Source organism: Malikia spinosa, assembly GCF_002980625.1.
GTDB lineage: Bacteria > Pseudomonadota > Gammaproteobacteria > Burkholderiales > Burkholderiaceae_C > Malikia > Malikia spinosa.
In genome coordinates this window covers 124,050-139,665 of record NZ_PVLR01000011.1, presented here as the reverse complement: position 1 = coordinate 139,665, position 15,616 = coordinate 124,050, and the positions used below count along the sequence as shown (strand labels likewise).

17 protein-coding genes are annotated in these 15,616 nt (G+C 68.0%); 13 read left to right on the top strand and 4 right to left on the bottom strand.

Annotated features, from left to right (window positions below):
- Together C6P61_RS04315 and C6P61_RS04310 are read right to left on the bottom strand one after the other, a co-directional pair.
- Positions 1-318 (bottom strand): 2-dehydropantoate 2-reductase N-terminal domain-containing protein (locus tag C6P61_RS04315; RefSeq protein ID WP_280524112.1); only part of this gene is annotated, 318 nt, incomplete at its 3' end.
- 78 nt (positions 319-396) lie between these two features.
- Positions 397-1,044: a LysE/ArgO family amino acid transporter gene (locus C6P61_RS04310; protein ID WP_105728685.1), complete on the bottom strand. Its 648-nt coding sequence runs from the start codon at positions 1,042-1,044 to the stop codon at positions 397-399.
- 118 nt (positions 1,045-1,162) lie between these two features.
- On the opposite strand from C6P61_RS04310, the gene argP reads away from it, so the two are divergent.
- The 9 genes from argP (at position 1,163) to C6P61_RS04265 (ending at position 10,125) form a co-directional block, all read left to right on the top strand.
- Positions 1,163-2,092, top strand: coding sequence for an HTH-type transcriptional regulator ArgP (gene argP / locus C6P61_RS04305; protein WP_105728706.1), 930 nt, complete (start codon positions 1,163-1,165; stop codon positions 2,090-2,092).
- A gap of 68 nt (positions 2,093-2,160) precedes the next feature.
- Complete coding sequence (gene argS, locus C6P61_RS04300) at positions 2,161-3,834, top strand: arginine--tRNA ligase (protein WP_105728705.1); 1,674 nt, start codon at positions 2,161-2,163, stop codon at positions 3,832-3,834.
- Positions 3,835-4,497 carry an SPOR domain-containing protein gene (locus C6P61_RS04295; RefSeq protein ID WP_105728684.1) on the top strand — a complete coding sequence of 221 codons (663 nt, stop codon included), beginning with the start codon at positions 3,835-3,837 and terminating at the stop codon, positions 4,495-4,497.
- A gap of 25 nt (positions 4,498-4,522) precedes the next feature.
- Positions 4,523-5,155 carry a thiol:disulfide interchange protein DsbA/DsbL gene (locus C6P61_RS04290; protein WP_105728683.1) on the top strand — a complete coding sequence of 211 codons (633 nt, stop codon included), beginning with the start codon at positions 4,523-4,525 and terminating at the stop codon, positions 5,153-5,155.
- Between the two features lie 135 nt (positions 5,156-5,290).
- The gene (gene lptA / locus C6P61_RS04285; protein WP_105728682.1) at positions 5,291-5,911 is read left to right on the top strand and encodes a lipopolysaccharide transport periplasmic protein LptA; all 621 of its coding nucleotides are present in this window, start codon (positions 5,291-5,293) and stop codon (positions 5,909-5,911) included.
- Entirely contained in the window at positions 5,908-6,663 is a 756-nt protein-coding gene (gene lptB, locus C6P61_RS04280) for an LPS export ABC transporter ATP-binding protein (RefSeq protein ID WP_272918722.1), read from the top strand. Before lptA ends, lptB begins: the two co-directional genes overlap by 4 nt.
- Before the next feature lie 13 nt (positions 6,664-6,676).
- Complete coding sequence (gene rpoN, locus C6P61_RS04275) at positions 6,677-8,287, top strand: RNA polymerase factor sigma-54 (protein ID WP_105728703.1); 1,611 nt, start codon at positions 6,677-6,679, stop codon at positions 8,285-8,287.
- Positions 8,288-8,362: 75 nt separating this feature from the next.
- Positions 8,363-9,709, top strand: a complete 1,347-nt coding sequence (locus C6P61_RS04270; protein ID WP_105728681.1) for a THUMP domain-containing class I SAM-dependent RNA methyltransferase — start codon at positions 8,363-8,365, stop codon at positions 9,707-9,709.
- Positions 9,709-10,125, top strand: coding sequence for a PIN domain-containing protein (locus tag C6P61_RS04265; RefSeq protein ID WP_105728680.1), 417 nt, complete (start codon positions 9,709-9,711; stop codon positions 10,123-10,125). Before C6P61_RS04270 ends, C6P61_RS04265 begins: the two co-directional genes overlap by 1 nt.
- A gap of 307 nt (positions 10,126-10,432) precedes the next feature.
- On the opposite strand, the gene C6P61_RS04260 is transcribed toward C6P61_RS04265, so the two are convergent.
- Positions 10,433-11,623 (bottom strand): phosphoglycerate kinase, encoded by a 1,191-nt coding sequence (locus tag C6P61_RS04260; protein ID WP_105728679.1) that lies wholly within the window; start codon positions 11,621-11,623, stop codon positions 10,433-10,435.
- 140 nt (positions 11,624-11,763) lie between these two features.
- On the opposite strand from C6P61_RS04260, the gene C6P61_RS04255 reads away from it, so the two are divergent.
- Positions 11,764-11,979, top strand: a complete 216-nt coding sequence (locus C6P61_RS04255) for a DUF2061 domain-containing protein (protein ID WP_105728678.1) — start codon at positions 11,764-11,766, stop codon at positions 11,977-11,979.
- Positions 11,980-12,014: 35 nt separating this feature from the next.
- On the opposite strand, the gene C6P61_RS04250 is transcribed toward C6P61_RS04255, so the two are convergent.
- The gene (locus tag C6P61_RS04250; RefSeq protein WP_105728677.1) at positions 12,015-13,328 is read right to left on the bottom strand and encodes a D-amino acid dehydrogenase; all 1,314 of its coding nucleotides are present in this window, start codon (positions 13,326-13,328) and stop codon (positions 12,015-12,017) included.
- Positions 13,329-13,458: 130 nt separating this feature from the next.
- Between C6P61_RS04250 and C6P61_RS04245 the strand changes: the two genes are divergently transcribed.
- From C6P61_RS04245 to C6P61_RS04235, 3 genes are all read left to right on the top strand, one after another.
- Positions 13,459-13,926 carry a winged helix-turn-helix transcriptional regulator gene (locus tag C6P61_RS04245; protein ID WP_105728676.1) on the top strand — a complete coding sequence of 156 codons (468 nt, stop codon included), beginning with the start codon at positions 13,459-13,461 and terminating at the stop codon, positions 13,924-13,926.
- A gap of 96 nt (positions 13,927-14,022) precedes the next feature.
- Entirely contained in the window at positions 14,023-14,616 is a 594-nt protein-coding gene (locus C6P61_RS04240; protein ID WP_371417025.1) for a LemA family protein, read from the top strand.
- On the top strand, positions 14,616-15,536 hold the full coding sequence (locus tag C6P61_RS04235; protein WP_105728702.1) for a TPM domain-containing protein: 921 nt from the start codon (positions 14,616-14,618) through the stop codon (positions 15,534-15,536). The genes C6P61_RS04240 and C6P61_RS04235 overlap by 1 nt, the downstream gene beginning before the upstream one ends.
- Positions 15,537-15,616: the final 80 nt, after the last annotated feature.

Here is a 15,616-nt window from a genome sequence, read left to right as displayed (position 1 = left end):
TGCGATCACGTCGCGGATCACGGCCTCGACCGAACCGGTGTTGAAGTAGTTGGTCGCCGGGTCGTAGTCGGTCGGGGTCGCGATGATGACGTAGTCGGCGCCCTCGTAGGCCTCGCGCTTGTCGAGCGTGGCGCGCAGGTTCAGCGGCTTGGTCGCCAGGTACTGCTCGATGTCGGCATCATCGATGGTCGACTGGCGCGCATTGAGCTGCTCGACCTTGGACGGGATGATGTCGAGTGCGACGACCTCGTTCTGCTGGGCCAGCAGCACGGCATTCGAGAGGCCGACGTAGCCGGTACCGGCGATGGCGATTTTCATGGCGGGTGGGGGCCGGTCTGGCCTTGAGTCAGGATCTGACTATGTTAGCGCTCCTGGCTGACAGTGGTCGCGCCAGCCTCAGGCCAGGCCGCTGACCAGCCAGGCCGCCGTGCCCCACATCGTCAGTGCCACCAGTCCGTCGATGGCACGCCAGAGCAGGGGCGAGCCGAGCCGGCGCCCGAGCCAGAAGGTGGCTGCGCCCAGCAGCGTGAACCAGAGCAGCGAGCCCGTCAGCGCGCCAGCGCCGAACAGCTGGTTGCCGGGCTGGCCCCAGGCCAGCGAGGCGGTTCCGATCAGCACCGCGGTGTCGAGCCAGGCATGGGGGTTGAGCCAGGAAAAGCCCAGCGCCGTCAGCACGGCCTGGCGCCGCGTCATCGGCTGGTCGGCATGAGCTCCGGTCGCCAGTGGCTGGCCCGCCGTCGGGCGCCAGCAGCGCTGGCCCGCCTGCCAGCCATAGACCAGCAGGAACAGCACGCCGGCACCGACCAGTGCGCCTTGCAGCTTGTCGCTCAATCCGCCGAGTTCGGCTAGCCCGAGCACGCCCAGCGCGATCAGCACGAAGTCGGCCAGCATGCTGGTCGCGACGGTCAGCCAGAGGTGCTGGCGCCGCAGGCCCATGCGCACCACATGCGCGTTCTGCGGCCCGATCGCCATGATCAGCGACAGGCTCAGTGCCAGGCCGGCGCTGAAGGCCGGCGACAGGAGGGAGGGCAGGGCGATCGACATGACAGGAACTCCGTGGGCGCCGTGCAAGGTGGGGCGCGATCCCGCTCAGTGTGCCGTTTGTTGCAGGCATTTAAACTCGGTTAAATAAATCTGGATTTACTCAAGGAAAACTTGAATGATGCTCGATGTCCGCCAACTCGAGGCGCTGGTCGCCGTGCTCGAACACGGCAGCTTCGGCACCGCCGCCAGCCAGCTGCACCTGACGCTGGCGGCGGTCTCGCTGCGTGTCAAGGCGCTCGAGGAGACACTCGGCCAGCGCCTGCTGGTGCGCGGCAAGCGCCTGCGTGCCACCGTCGCCGGCCAGGCCCTGCTGGCGCACGCGCGCCAGTTGCAGCTGATGGAGGCCGACCTGCTCGCCAGCCTGCCCGGCCACCTGCCCGTTGCCGGCCAGGACTGGCAGCGCCTCAGCGTGGCGGTCAATGCCGATTCGGTCGCTGCCTGGTTCCTGCCGGGTGTCGCGCCCTTGCTGCGGCGCCAGCGCCTGCTGCTCGACATCGTGGTCGATGACCAGGATCACACCCATGACGCGCTCAGGAGCGGCGCGGTCAGTGGCTGCGTGACGACGCTGGCCAGGCCGCTGCACGGCTGCGTCGCCGAGCCGCTGGGCGTGATGCGCTACCGCTGTGTCGCCTTGCCCGAGCTGGTCCAGCAATGCCGCATGGCAGGGGCCGCCGTCTCGCCGCATCGCCTGCTGGCCTTGCCGGCGGTGATCTTCAACCGCAAGGACGGGCTGCAGGACATCTTTCTCGAGCGCCATTTCGGCCTGCGCCAGGCGGCCTACCCGCGCCATTTCGTGCCGGCCACCGATGCCTTCATGGCCGCGCTCGAGCTCGGCCTGGGCTGGGGCATGGTGCCCGAGCATGAACTCGCGCGGCGGCCGGTCGGTCGCCCGCCGCTGGTCGACGTGCTGCCGGAGGCCACCGTCGATGTGGTGCTCTACTGGCAGCATTGGCTGCGCGAAGCGCCATCGGCGCAAGCCCTGACGCTGGCGGTCAAGCAGGCCGCCAGTGAACAGCTCGAACCGATCGAGACTTCATTGCCGGCATAGGGGATGATTCGCCATCTCTGCAACCGACTGGCGCCTCAGGCATGGCCTCGATCGTAGAATCCAGCTCCATGCTCACCGTCAAAAACGAACTGCTCGCCGCCCTGGCTGCCGAGCTGGAAAAACTCTCCCCCGGCGCCGGCGCGAAAGCCGCTTTTGAAAACCCGAAAGTGGCCGCGCATGGCGACTACGCCTGCACCGCTGCGATGCAGCTGGCCAAGGCGCTCAAGTCGAATCCGCGCCAGCTCGCGCAGCAGCTGGTCGACGCGCTGCTGGCGACCCCGGCCTACGCCCAGTGGGTGGACGCGCTCGAGATCGCCGGTCCCGGCTTCCTCAACGTCAAGCTGAAAGCCGCCGCCAAGCAGCAGATCGTGCGCGAAGTGCTCGAAGCCGGTGCCTGCTTCGGCCAGCAACCGGCCAAGGAGCAGCGCGTGCTGGTCGAGTTCGTCTCGGCCAACCCGACCGGTCCGCTGCATGTGGGACACGGCCGCCAGGCCGCGCTCGGCGACGCGATCTGCAACCTGTTCCAGACCCAGGGCTGGAACGTGCACCGCGAGTTCTATTACAACGACGCTGGCGTACAGATCCAGACCCTGGCCAACAGCACCCAGCTGCGCGCCAAGGGCTTCAAGCCCGGCGATGCCGAATGGCCGGATGCCGCCTACAACGGCGACTACATCCAGGACATCGCTGACGACTTCCTGGCCAGGAAGACGGTCAAGGCCGACGACCGCGAGTTCACCGCCAGCGGCGATGTCGACGACCTCGACGGCATCCGCCAGTTCGCGGTCGCCTACCTGCGCCACGAGCAGGATCTCGACCTGCAGGCGTTCCAGGTCAAGTTCGATCACTACTACCTGGAGTCCAGCCTCTATACCAGCGGCCGGGTCGAGCAGGCGGTCAACAAGCTGATCGAGGCCGGCAAGACCTACGAGCAGGACGGCGCGCTCTGGCTGCGCTCGACCGACTACGGCGACGACAAGGACCGCGTGATGCGCAAGTCCGACGGCGGCTACACCTACTTCGTGCCCGACGTCGCCTACCACATCACCAAGTTCGAGCGCGGCTTCGGCAAAGTCATCAACATCCAGGGCACCGACCACCACGGCACCATCGCGCGCGTGCGCGCCGGCCTGCAGGCGGCCAATGTCGGCATCCCCGAGGGCTATCCCGACTATGTGCTGCACACCATGGTGCGCGTGGTCAAGGGCGGCGAGGAGGTCAAGATCTCCAAGCGTGCCGGCAGCTATGTCACGCTGCGCGACCTGATCGAATGGACCAGCAAGGACGCGGTGCGCTTCTTCCTGCTGAGCCGCAAACCCGACACCGAATACACCTTCGATGTCGACCTGGCGATCCAGCAGAACAACGACAACCCGGTGTTCTACGTGCAATACGCCCATGCGCGCATCTGCTCGGTGCTGGCGGCCTGGGGCGGCGATGTCGCGACCCTCGCGGGTGTCGATCTGTCGCCGCTGCAGGGCCCGCAGGCCCAGGCGCTGATGCTGCAGCTGGCCAAGTACCCCGAGATGCTGAGCGCCGCCGCGCAGGATTTCGCGCCGCATGACGTGACCTTCTACCTGCGCGAGCTGGCCTCTAGCTACCACAGCTACTATGACGCCGAGCGCATCCTGGTCGATGACGAGGCGGTCAAGCTGGCCCGTCTGGCCCTGGTGGCAGCAACGGCGCAGGTGTTGCACAATGGCCTGGCCGTGCTCGGTGTCAGCGCGCCACAGAAGATGTAAATGCCTATTAAAAAGCACAGGGGGGGAACCCTGCTCGGATTCATCCTGGGTCTGCTGGTCGGCCTCGGGGCTGCCTTGGCGGTCGCGGTCTACGTGACCAAGGTGCCGATCCCGCTGGTCGACCGCGGCCTGCAGCCCAAGCCCGACCAGGATGCGCAGGAGCAGATGCGCAACCGCGACTGGAATCCGAACGCGGGCCTGGCCAGCAAGACCGTGCCGCTGCCCAAGCCGGTCGATGAAAGCAGCACGGTCCCGGCACCGGCAACGCCACCCGCTGAAGCGGTCAAGGCGAGCCCGGCGCCTGCCACTGTGCCGGCTTCCGCCTCGCCCGACAGCAAGCCTGTTCCTGCGGCCAAGCCCGTGGCCAAGGACCCGCTGGGCGAGCTGATCGATTCGCGCGCCGACGCGAGTGCGCCCAAGCCCGAGTCCTTCATCTATTTCGTCCAGGCTGGCGCCTTCCGCGGCCCCGAGGAAGCCGAGACCCAGCGCGCCAAGCTCGCGATGCTGGGCTTCGACTTCAAGGTCAGCGAGCGCGAGCAGGCCGGACGCCTGGTCTACCGCCTGCGCCTCGGCCCCTATCGCAGCAAGGATGAAGCCGACCGGGCGCAGGAGCGCCTGGTGGCCCAGGGCGTCGAAGCGGCGCTGGTGCGCAGCCAGCGCTGAACCCACACCGGATCAGGAGTTTTTCATGCAACGTCGAGTCTTCAATCACAGCCTGCTGGCTGGCACCGCACTGGCCGCTGGCGGCTTGCTGAGCTTGCCAGTCCAGGCCCAGTCCGGCTTCAAGGAAGGCAAGGATTACCAGCGCCTCAAGCAGCCCGTGGCCGTCGATGCCGCGGCCGGCCAGGTCGAGGTGCTGGAGTTCTTCTCCTACGGCTGCATCCACTGCTTCCAGTTCGAGCCCCAGGTCAAGGCCTGGCTGCAGCAGAAGCCGGCCCATGTGAGCTTCAAGCGCGTGCCGGTGTTCTCCGAGCCGCTGCAGCGCGTCTATTACGCGCTCGAGGCGATGGGCCAGCTCGAGGCCGCGCATGACAAGCTGTTCGCGCTGTTCTTTACCAATTCGGTGCGCCCGGCTGGCAACAAGCCCGAGGCCATGGCCGACTGGGTGGCCAAGGCCGGCGTCGATCGCGTCAAGTTCCTGGCGGCCTACCAGTCGTTCGGCGTCGCCGGCAAGGTCAAGCGCGCCAGCCAGCTGGCCGACCTGTACCAGGTCGAGGGCACGCCGGCAGTCGGCATCGCGGGCCGCTTCCTGGTGCCCGGCCAGGCCGAGCGCACGCTGCCGATCGTCAATGCGCTGATCACCGAAGCCCGCAAGGGCTGAGCCGACCCGCACCGTCAAGCCAAGCCTGCCACCGTGCAGGCTTTTTTTCGTCCAGATCCCGGGACCGGCCTGGATTTCGTGACTGCGACGCGGCCTGTCGCTACAATCAATGCAAGTTCCGTGCCGCCCCAGACCATGCCCCAGACCACACCACTACGCTTTTCGCTGACCGCCCTGCTGGCGCTGGTCTGTGCCTGCTGGACGCCTGCGGTCATGGCCGAACGGGCCGACCGTGAGCAGGCCATGAACGCCGAGGCCGACGCGCTGCGCTATGACGACGCGAGCCAGACCAGCATCTTCACCGGCCGGGTCGTGATCACCAAGGGCTCGATCCAGATCCGCGGCGCCCGGGTCGAGGTCAGGCAGGACCCGCAGGGTTACCAGTTCGGCACCGTGCTCGCAGGGCCTGACCAGATCGCCAGCTTCCGCCAGAAGCGCGAGGGCGTGAACGAATACATCGAGGGTCAGGCGCAACGGATCGAATACGACAGCCGCGCCGACCAGGTCAAGTTCAGCGGCCAGGCGGTATTGCGCCGCTACCGGGGCCAGGTGCTGAGCGACGAGACCTCCGGCGCCGTGATCGTCTATGACAACCGGACCGAGGTGTTCCGGGTCGATGGCGGCGCGGCCAGCGCCTCGCCGGCCAATCCTTCGGGCCGGGTGCGCGCGACGCTGGCACCGCGTTCGCGCACCGAGCCTGCTGCGGCCAAGCCAGTTGACCTGCAGCCCAGCACCGGACTCGGAGTCCAGCCTTGAGCACCGCCTGCAACAGCCGGCTCGAGGTGCGCGGCCTGCAGAAATCCTACGGCAGCCGCATGGTGGTCAAGGACGTGTCGCTGTCGGTCGAATGCGGCGAGGTGGTCGGCCTGCTCGGCCCCAACGGCGCTGGCAAGACCACCTCCTTCTACATGATCGTCGGCCTGGTGCGGGTCGACGCCGGCCAGATCCTGCTCGACGGCCAGTCGATCGAGAGCCTGCCGATGCATCGCCGGGCCCGGCTCGGACTCGGCTACCTGCCGCAGGAGGCCTCGATCTTTCGCAAGCTCAGCGTCGAGGACAACATCCGCGCCGTGCTCGAGCTCCAGGTCGATCCGGCCGGCAAGGCCTTGAGCCAGGCCGAGATCGAGCGCCGGCTCGAGGCCCTGCTGCAGGAACTGCATATCGAGCACCTGCGCGCCACGCCCGCGCCCGCGCTGTCGGGCGGCGAGCGACGCCGGGTCGAGGTCGCGCGCGCGCTGGCGACCAATCCGCGCTTCATCCTGCTCGACGAGCCGTTTGCCGGTGTCGACCCGATCGCGGTGATCGAGATCCAGCGCATCATTGGCTTCCTGACCGCGCGCGGCATCGGCGTGCTGATCACCGACCACAACGTGCGCGAGACGCTGGGCATCTGCGACCACGCCTGCATCATCAGCGAAGGCCGGGTGCTGGCCCAGGGCACGCCCTCCGAGATCATCCAGAACGCCGATGTGCGCCGGGTCTATCTCGGCGAACATTTCCGGATGTGATACCGCGATGAGCATGAAACCCGGGCTGTCGCTGCGCAATTCGCAGCAGTTGTCGCTGACGCCGCAGCTGCAGCAGTCGATCCGCCTGTTGCAGCTGTCCACGCTCGAGATGGCGCAGGAAGTCGAGCAGATGCTCGACGAAAACCCCTTCCTCGAACTCGATGCCGAGGCCGAACAGGCCGAGCGCGAGGCGCATGGCCTCGAGCAGTCCGATGCGCCCGTCAGCCTGGGCGACCAGGTCAGCGAGACGGCGGACTTGCCATCGGCACCGCCCGGCACGAGTTCGAGCGCGGTGACCGAGCCCGAAGCCGGCCCGGCCGCCGAATCCGGCGTCGAGGGCGGCGAAGAGGCCGGCGTGCTCGAGGCGGGCTGGGACGGCGACGGCACGGTCGAGATCAGTCCCGACGATGGCGAGTGGGGCGGCGAGGCGCCGGCCCGCCAGGGTTCGGGTGGCGACGAGGAGGGCGCCAGCGCCATCGACCTCGCCAGCGAGCATGTCTCCCTGTCCGCCCACCTGCACCAGCAGTCGCTGTCGCTGCGGCTCAACGAGGAGGAGCGCGCCGCGCTCTACTTCCTGATCGAGTCGCTCGACGAGGACGGCTACCTGGCCGATCCGCTGCCCGAGCTGGCCGAAGCCCTGCTGACGCAGGAGGAAATGGTGCGCCGCCAGCCCTGGCCCGAGGACCTGCGCTTCGAGCGCCAGGAGGCCTTGCTGCTGCTGTTGAGCACCGCGCTGCACTGGCTGCAGCACATGGAGCCAGCTGGCGTCGGCGCGCGCGACCTGGCCGAATGCCTGAAGCTGCAGATCCTCGAACTGCGCAACAGTCCGGCCGCGCGCGCGGCGCTGGCAATCTGCGAGCAGCCGCTCGAGCTGATGGCCAAGCGCGACGTCAAGCGCCTGGTCGCGCAATGCGGCCTCGACGACCTGCTGGTGCGCGAGGCACTGGCCCTGATCACGCGGCTCGAGCCCAAGCCCGGTCGGCGCTTTGCCGATGTGCAGCGCAACATCGTCATTCCCGACGTGCTCGTGAGCGCCACCGAGCAGGGCTTCCTGGTCCGGCTCAACCCCGAGGTGATGCCGCGCCTGCGCGTGCAGGAGGTCTATGCCAGCGCGCTGCGCGGGCACAAGGGCGAGGCGGTGCAGGGCATGCAGCAGCGGCTGCAGGAAGCGCGCTGGTTCATCAAGAACATCCAGCAGCGCTTCGACACCATCCTGCGCGTCTCGAGCGCGATCGTCGAGCGCCAGCGCCGCTTCTTCCAGCAGGGTGAGCTCGCGATGCGCCCGCTGGTGCTGCGCGAGATCGCCGACGAGCTCGGCCTGCACGAATCGACCATCAGCCGGGTCACCAGCGCCAAGTACATGGCGACGCCGTTCGGCACCTACGAGCTGAAGTATTTCTTCGGCTCCGGCCTCGGCACCGAGACCGGCATCAACGCCTCGAGCACGGCGGTGCGCGCGCTGATCAAGCAGCTGGTCGCGGCCGAGGACCCGAAGAAGCCGCTCAGCGACAGCCAGATCGCCGACCAGCTCAAGGCGCAGGGCATCGAGTGCGCGCGCCGCACCGTCGCCAAGTACCGCGAGGCGCTGCGAATCGCGCCGACCCATCTGCGCAAGGCGCTCTGAGCCGGCGCTTGCGCTTACACTCCCCGGCCCGGGCAAGACCCGACCCCTGTCTCCCATCGTTCACCGGAACCCGCCATGAATGCTTTGACCCTGTTCCTGCCTTGCGCCGCCGGCGTCGAGGGCTATCTGGCCGCCGAGATCGAGCGTATCACCGGCCTGCCGCAAGCCAGCATGCTGGCCTCGCGCGGCGGCGTCGAGCTGCCCGGCAGCTGGCGCGACGCGATGAAGCTCAACCTGCACAGCCGCCTGAGCCAGCGCGTGCTGGTGCGGTTGGCCTACCAGCCCTACCGCAACGAACATGACGTCTACGACATCGCGAGCGAGGTAGCCTGGGAGATCTGGTTCTCGCCGCGCCAGACCATCAAGGTCGAGGTCACGGCCCAGCACAGCCCGCTGCAGAGCCTGAACTTTGCCGGGCTGCGGGTCAAGGACGCGATCTGCGACCGCCTGCGCGACAAGCGCGGCGAGCGCCCGAGCGTCGACACGCTGCGTCCCGACGTGCGCATCTTCACCCACCTGACCCATGACGCCTGCACGGTCTACATCGACACCTCGGGCGAGCCGCTGTTCAAGCGCGGCTGGCGCGAGGACAAGGGCGATGCGCCGCTGAAGGAAACGCTGGCCGCCGCCATGATCGCGGCCACCGGCTGGACCGGTGAGCCGGGTCCCGACGGCCAGCCGGTGCCGCTCTACGACCCCTGCTGCGGCAGCGGCACGGTGCTGATCGAGGCCGCGCAGATGGCGCTCAATATCGCGCCCGGCCGACAGCGCCGCTTCGGCTTCGAGAAGCTGCTGCCGTTCCAGCCCCATGTCTGGCAGGCGCTCAAGCAGGAGGCGCAGGACGCCGAGCTCCCGCTGCCGGCCCAGCCCTTCATCTTCGGCAGCGACATCGCCTTCCGCATGGTCGACTTCGCGCGTCGCAACGCCGAGCGTGCCGGCGTCATGCAGGCGCTCGAGCTGCGCGGCGGCGACGCGCTGCAGCGCATGCCGCCGACCACCAGCCCGGGCGTATTGCTGCTGAACCCGCCTTACGGCGAGCGCATCGCAGCTGCCGGCGTCGCCGGTCAACGCGCCGAGAGCCGCGCGGCCGGTCGTGGCGGCGCGCGCGTCTTCAGCGCCGGTGCCCCGGTCGAGACCACGCTGCGCGGGCGCGAGACCGCGCAGACCGCCGACGGCCTGGAGAACAACGACTTCTTCGCCCAGCTCGCCTCGCACTGGAAGAAGCATTACGCCGGCTGGAGCGCCTGGCTGCTGACGCCCGACCTCAAGCTGCCGGGCAAGATGCGCTTCAAGGAATCGCGCCGGGTGCCGATGTGGAACGGCCCGATCGAATGCCGCCTGTTCCGCTTCGACCTGCTGGCCGGCTCGGCGCGCCACCCGGCTGTCGCAGCACCAGCGGCCAGCCCTGATCCGGCGGCCTGATGAGCGGCTTGCCGGTCTTCGTCATCGACACCAACTGGCTGCTCGACCTCTGGGTGTTCGACGACCCGCGCGCGCAGCCGGTGCGCGCCGCGCTCGAGTCGGGCGCCTGGCGCTGGCTCGCGACGCCGCCGATGCGCGACGAGTTCGCGCGCGTGCTTGGCTATCCGGCCGTCGTCAAGCGCCTGCAGGCGATGGCGCGTGATCCCTTGACGGTGCTGGCCGAGTTCGAGCGCCGGGTCGAATGGGCCCCGGTCGCACCGCGGGCGCCAGTGCGCTGCACCGATCCGGACGACCAGGGCTTCATCGACCTCGCGCTGCAGCATGGCGCCACCTTGCTGAGCAAGGACAAGGCGGTACTGGCCTGTCGCAAGCGCCTGCTGGCACTCGGCATCGCGGTGCAGCCGCACTGGCCTTGATGGCTATATCTGACATAAATATTCCTGAAATAATTTTTGTGTCAGATATATTGACAATCGCGAAGCAATATTTATAATTTGTCTCAGGTTGTCTTGCGACAGCCTCCCGCTTTTCCTCCCTGAGCGGGTGCCTGATGTGTGACAGCAAAAAGGCTTCTTGTACCCCGGTCCTGTAGACCGGGGTTTTTTTTGCCCTGTTGCCAGGGTTGCGTGCCGGATCAGGGGCCCGCTTCGCAGACGCAAGAAAGCCGGCGCGCAGCCGGCTCTTGCTGGGGAAGGCCGGGTTACCGGCCGCGCCCGTTCAGGCTCAGGCGCGCTTGGCCAGCACCTCGAACGCCGGCAGGGTCCGGCCTTCCAGCACTTCGAGGAAGGCACCGCCGCCGGTGCTGATGTAGCCGACATCGTCGGTGATGTGGTACTTGGCGATCGCGGCCAGCGTGTCGCCGCCGCCAGCGATCGAGAACGCCTCCGAGTGCGCGATCGCCGACGCCATCATCTTGGTGCCGCCCGCGAACTGCGGGTATTCGAACACGCCGACCGGGCCGTTCCAGACGATGGTGCCGGCATGGGCGATGATCTCGGCCAGCTTGGCCGAGGTCTTGGGGCCGACGTCCAGGATGCGGTCGTGCGGGCCCACTTCCTCGACCGGAATCCGGTTGGCGCGCGCCAATGCCGACACCTCGTCGGCCACCACTACGTCGACCGGCAGCGGTACTTCGGCGCCGCGTTCCTTCATGATGTCCATCACCTGCTGCGCCTCGCGCACCATCTCGGGCTCGGCCAGCGAGTCGCCGATGCGCTTGCCGGCGGCCAGCAGGAAGGTGTTGGCGATGCCGCCGCCGACGATCAACTGGTCGACCTTGGACGCCAGCGTCTTGAGGATGCTGAGCTTGGTCGAGACCTTGGAGCCGCCGACGATCGCCACCAGCGGGCGCTTGGGTTCCAGCAGGGCCTGGGTCAGCGCATCCATCTCGGCTGCCAGCAGCGGGCCGGCGCAGGCGATCGGCGCCGTCTCGGCGATGCCGTAGGTCGTGCCCTCGGCGCGGTGTGCGGTGCCGAAGGCATCGTGCACGAAGATGTCGCACAGCCGGCCGAGCTTGGCCGCCAACTCGGGCTTGTTCTTCTTCTCGCCGACGTTGAGGCGGCAATTCTCCAGCAGCACCAGCTGGCCCGGCGCGACCTCGAAGCCGCCGTCGACCCAGTTGGAGACCAGCGGCACCTCGCGTCCCAGCAGCTCACCCAGGCGCTGGGCGACCGGGGCCAGGCTGTCCTCGGGCTTGAACTCGCCCTCGGTCGGGCGGCCCAGGTGCGAAGTCACCATCACGGCCGCGCCGGCGTCGAGCGCGAGCTGGATCGCCGGCAGCGAGGCGCGGATGCGGGTGTCCTCGGTGATGTTGCCGTCATCGTCTTGCGGCACGTTGAGGTCGGCGCGGATGAAGACGCGCTTGCCGGCGGCCTGGCCGCTGGCGCAAATGTCGGAGAAACGCAGGAATTTCATGGTCTTGGTGCAACAGCTGGAGGAAGCCCTGATTGTAGAAGGGCATCGATAGTCGCTATCAATCCTATAACGAATCTTGATTCATTCAATGAATGAGAATCGCTATCATTGACGGACCGAAGGCAAGCAGGAGTTGCATCATGGCCCCGATCAGACATTTCGCTCAGCAGCACCGGCTCACCCTCATGAAGACCGGCAGCTATTACCTGACGCATATCCTGGTGGCCGCTGGCGTGGCCTACGCCGTGACCGGGGACTTGTGGGCGGCACTGACCTTGAGCCTGCTCGAACCCTCGGTCCAGGCCGGCGTCTATTTCTTCCACGAACGGGCCTGGGCCCGGCGTGGCGCGGGCTGAGGCCTCACCACTACACGTTGTGCGGGGGCTGGTGGCTAGCCATGGCTGACGCTGGTGCCTCTGGCCTGTCCCAGGCCCGTGCCGGGGCTGGGTTGATAGCGGTCGAGCGCCAGTCCCTCGGTGCTGATGGCGGGGCAGCGACCCTGGATCAGATCGGCCAGCAGCTGGCCCGAGCCCGCCGCCATGGTCCAGCCCAGCGTGCCATGACCGGTGTTGAGGTAGAGCTGGTGGTAGCGGGTGGCGCCGATCAGCGGTGTGCCGTCCGGCGTCATCGGACGCAGGCCGGTCCAGAACTCCGCGCGCGCCAGGTCGCCGCCCGGGAACAGGTCGCGCGTCACCATTTCGAGCGTCTCGCGTCGGCGCGGATTCAGCCGCAGGTCGAAGCCGCCCAGTTCGGCCATGCCACCGACGCGCAGGCGGTCATCGAAGCGGGTCAGCGCGATCTTGTAGCTTTCGTCGAGCACGGTGGATTGCGGCGCCAGCGCCGGGTCGAGCAGGGGCATCGTGAGCGAATAGCCCTTGACCGGATAGACCGGGAGGTCCAGCCCGAGCGGTGCCAGCAGCTCGCGCGAATAGCTGCCCAGCGCCAGCACATAGCGGTCGGCGCGCAACAGCTCGCGCTCCGGCCCGCCGAGCTGCACGCCCGTGATCTGTCCGCCTTCGCTGCGGAGGGACTCGATGGCTGCGCCGAAGCGAAACTGCACCCCCAGCGCGCGCGCCTGTTCGGCCAGCGCCAGCGTGAAGCGGTGACAGTCGCCGGTTTCGTCGTTCGGCAGCCGCAGGCCGCCGACCAGCCGCTCGCGCGCCTGCGCCAGGCCGGGCTCGGCGCGCACCACGCCGTCGCGGTCCAGCAGTTCGTAGGCCACGCCGCATTCCTCCAGCACGGCGATGTCGCGCGCCGCGGCGTCGAGCTGGGCTTGGGTCCGGAACAGCTGCAGCGTGCCGCCCAGGCGCTGCTCGTACTCGATGCCGGTGTCGGCGCGCAACTGGCGCAGGCAGTCGCGGCTGTATTCGGCCACGCGCATCATGCGTTCCTTGTTGACGCGGTAGCGTTCGGGCGTGCAGTTGCGCAGCATGGCTGCCATCCAGCGCCACTGGTACAGGCTGCCGTCGGGCCGCACGGCCAGCGGGGCATGGCGTTGCAGCAGCCATTTCAGCGCCTTGAGCGGAATTCCTGGCGCGGCCCAGGGCGTCGAATAACCGGGCGACACCTGGCCCGCATTGGCGAAGCTGGTTTCCAGCGCCGGCCCCGCCTGCCGGTCGAGCACGACCACTTCGGCGCCGCCGCGGGCCAGGTAATACGCCGTGCTGACGCCGATGACGCCACTGCCGAGAACCAAGACTTTCATGCGAACCCCTCTGTCATTGCGCTATAAACAGCAAGTCTATGGATCTTGTGCAGCAAACCTTGCTGAATTTCCATGGATTACCAGCAGTTTTCACGGCCGATGCGGCCGTCATCCCCGCCTTGACAGTGAAATGCCCGAACTCGACCGCCTGGACCGGAAAATCCTCGATGCCCTGCAACGCAACGGGCGCATCACCATGACCGAACTCGGCGAGCAGATCGGCCTGTCGACCTCGCCCTGCGCCGAGCGGGTGCGCCGGCTCGAACGCCAGGGCGTCATCACCGGCTACCACGCGCGCGTCAATCCCCAGGCCATCGGCCGGACCCTGCTGGTGTTCGTCGAAATCACGCTGACCTCCAAGTCGGGCGAGGTGTTCGAGGCGGTGCGGCGCGAGATGCTGTATCTGCCCGAGGTGATGGAGTGCCACCTGGTGTCCGGCAGCTTCGACTACCTGGTCAAGGCGCGCCTGCACGCCATGTCGGACTATCGTGATCTGCTCGGCAGCATCCTGAAGAAGATTCCGGTGCCGGCGCAGTCGCACAGCTATGTGGTGATGGAGGAGATCAAGGAATCCTCCTACCTGTCGGTCGGGACCTGACCGGGGCCGGACAGCCTGGCACAGCGGCCTTGCTATTCGGTACACTGGATCGGTTGCCAGCCGATCCGACCGGCTGGCCCTGCCAGGGGGATGAGAATGAAGATCTTGCGCTGGGGCATGGCCCTGATCCTGACTGCCGCGCTGACCGGCTGCGGCTACAACGACTTCCAGCGCCTCGACGAGCAGACCAGCTCGGCCTGGTCCGAGGTGCTCAACCAGTACCAGCGCCGCGCCGACCTGGTGCCGAACCTGGTCGCCACCGTCAAGGGCGAGGCGAACTTCGAGCAGGAGACGCTGACGCGCGTGATCGAGGCGCGCGCCAAGGCCAGCTCGATCCAGCTCACGCCGCAGATGCTCGAGGACCCGCAGGCGATGCAGCGCTTCCAGGCCGCACAGGGCCAGCTCGGCAGCGCACTGAGCCGCCTGCTCGTGGTGTCCGAGCAATATCCCACCCTGAAGGCTAACCAGGCCTTCGGTGACCTGCGGGTGCAGCTCGAAGGCACCGAAAACCGCATCACGGTCGCGCGCAACCGCTACATCCAGTCAGTGCAGGAGTACAACGTGCTCGCGCGCAGCTTCCCGAGCAACCTGACCGCGATGGTCTTCAGCTACCGGCCCAAGGCGGGCTTCACCGTCGCCGACGAGGCCGCGATCAGCGCGCCGCCCAAGGTCGACTTCGGAGCCAAATGATGACGCCGGCCCTGCGCGGGATCTGGCTCTGGCTGCTGTGCGGCCTGCTGGCCTGCCCGCTGGCCGGCCTGGCACAGTCGCTGCAGCCGATTCCGCCGCTGAGCGCGCGCGTGATCGACCAGACCGCCACCCTGACCGACTCGCAGCGCCGGGCGCTGGAGGACAAGCTGGCCGCCTTCGAGCGCGAGCGCGGCAGCCAGGTCGTGGTGCTGCTGGTACGCACGACGGCGCCCGAGGACATCGCCGACTACACCCAGCGCCTGGGCGATGCCTGGAAGATCGGTCGCCAGGCGGTCGGCGACGGCGTGCTGCTGGTGGTGGCCAAGGATGACCGGACGCTGCGCATCGCGACCGCCAAGGCGGTCGAGGGCGCGATCCCCGACCTGATCGCACACCGCATCATCGACGGCGCGATCACGCCGCGCTTCAAGCAGGGTGACTTCCATGCCGGGCTCGATGCCGGCGTGGACCAGATCCTGGCCCGGCTCAAGGGCGAGGAATTGCCCTTGCCCCAGGCCCAGGCGGCGGCCGGGCAGGGTGTCAACTGGGAGGAGCTGCTGATCTTCATCGGTTTCGCCGCGCCCGTGATCTCCCGCGTGCTGCGCGGCATCCTGGGCCGGACCCTGGGCAGCCTGGCCGCGACCGGCATCGTGGGCGGGATCGCCTGGTCCTTCACCGGCTCGATCTTCATTGCGCTGGCGGCGGCCCTGGTGGCAGGCCTCATGGGCTTGCTGATGGCACGCTTGCCGCGCGGTGGCGGTGGCGGTGGCGGTGGCTCCGGGTCTGGCGGTGGCTGGGGCGGCGGATCGGGAGGTGGTTTCTCTTCCGGCAGTAGCTCCCGTGACAGCGATGGCGGTGGAGGTTTTTCCTCGGGCGGCGGCGGCAATTTCGGCGGCGGCGGCTCATCCGGCCGCTGGTAAGGGGCTGCCGCCCCGGTCCTGCCGGACCGCTGGTCAGGCTCGGCCTGTGGCAAGCCACAGGTACCCACTCAGCCGCAGGG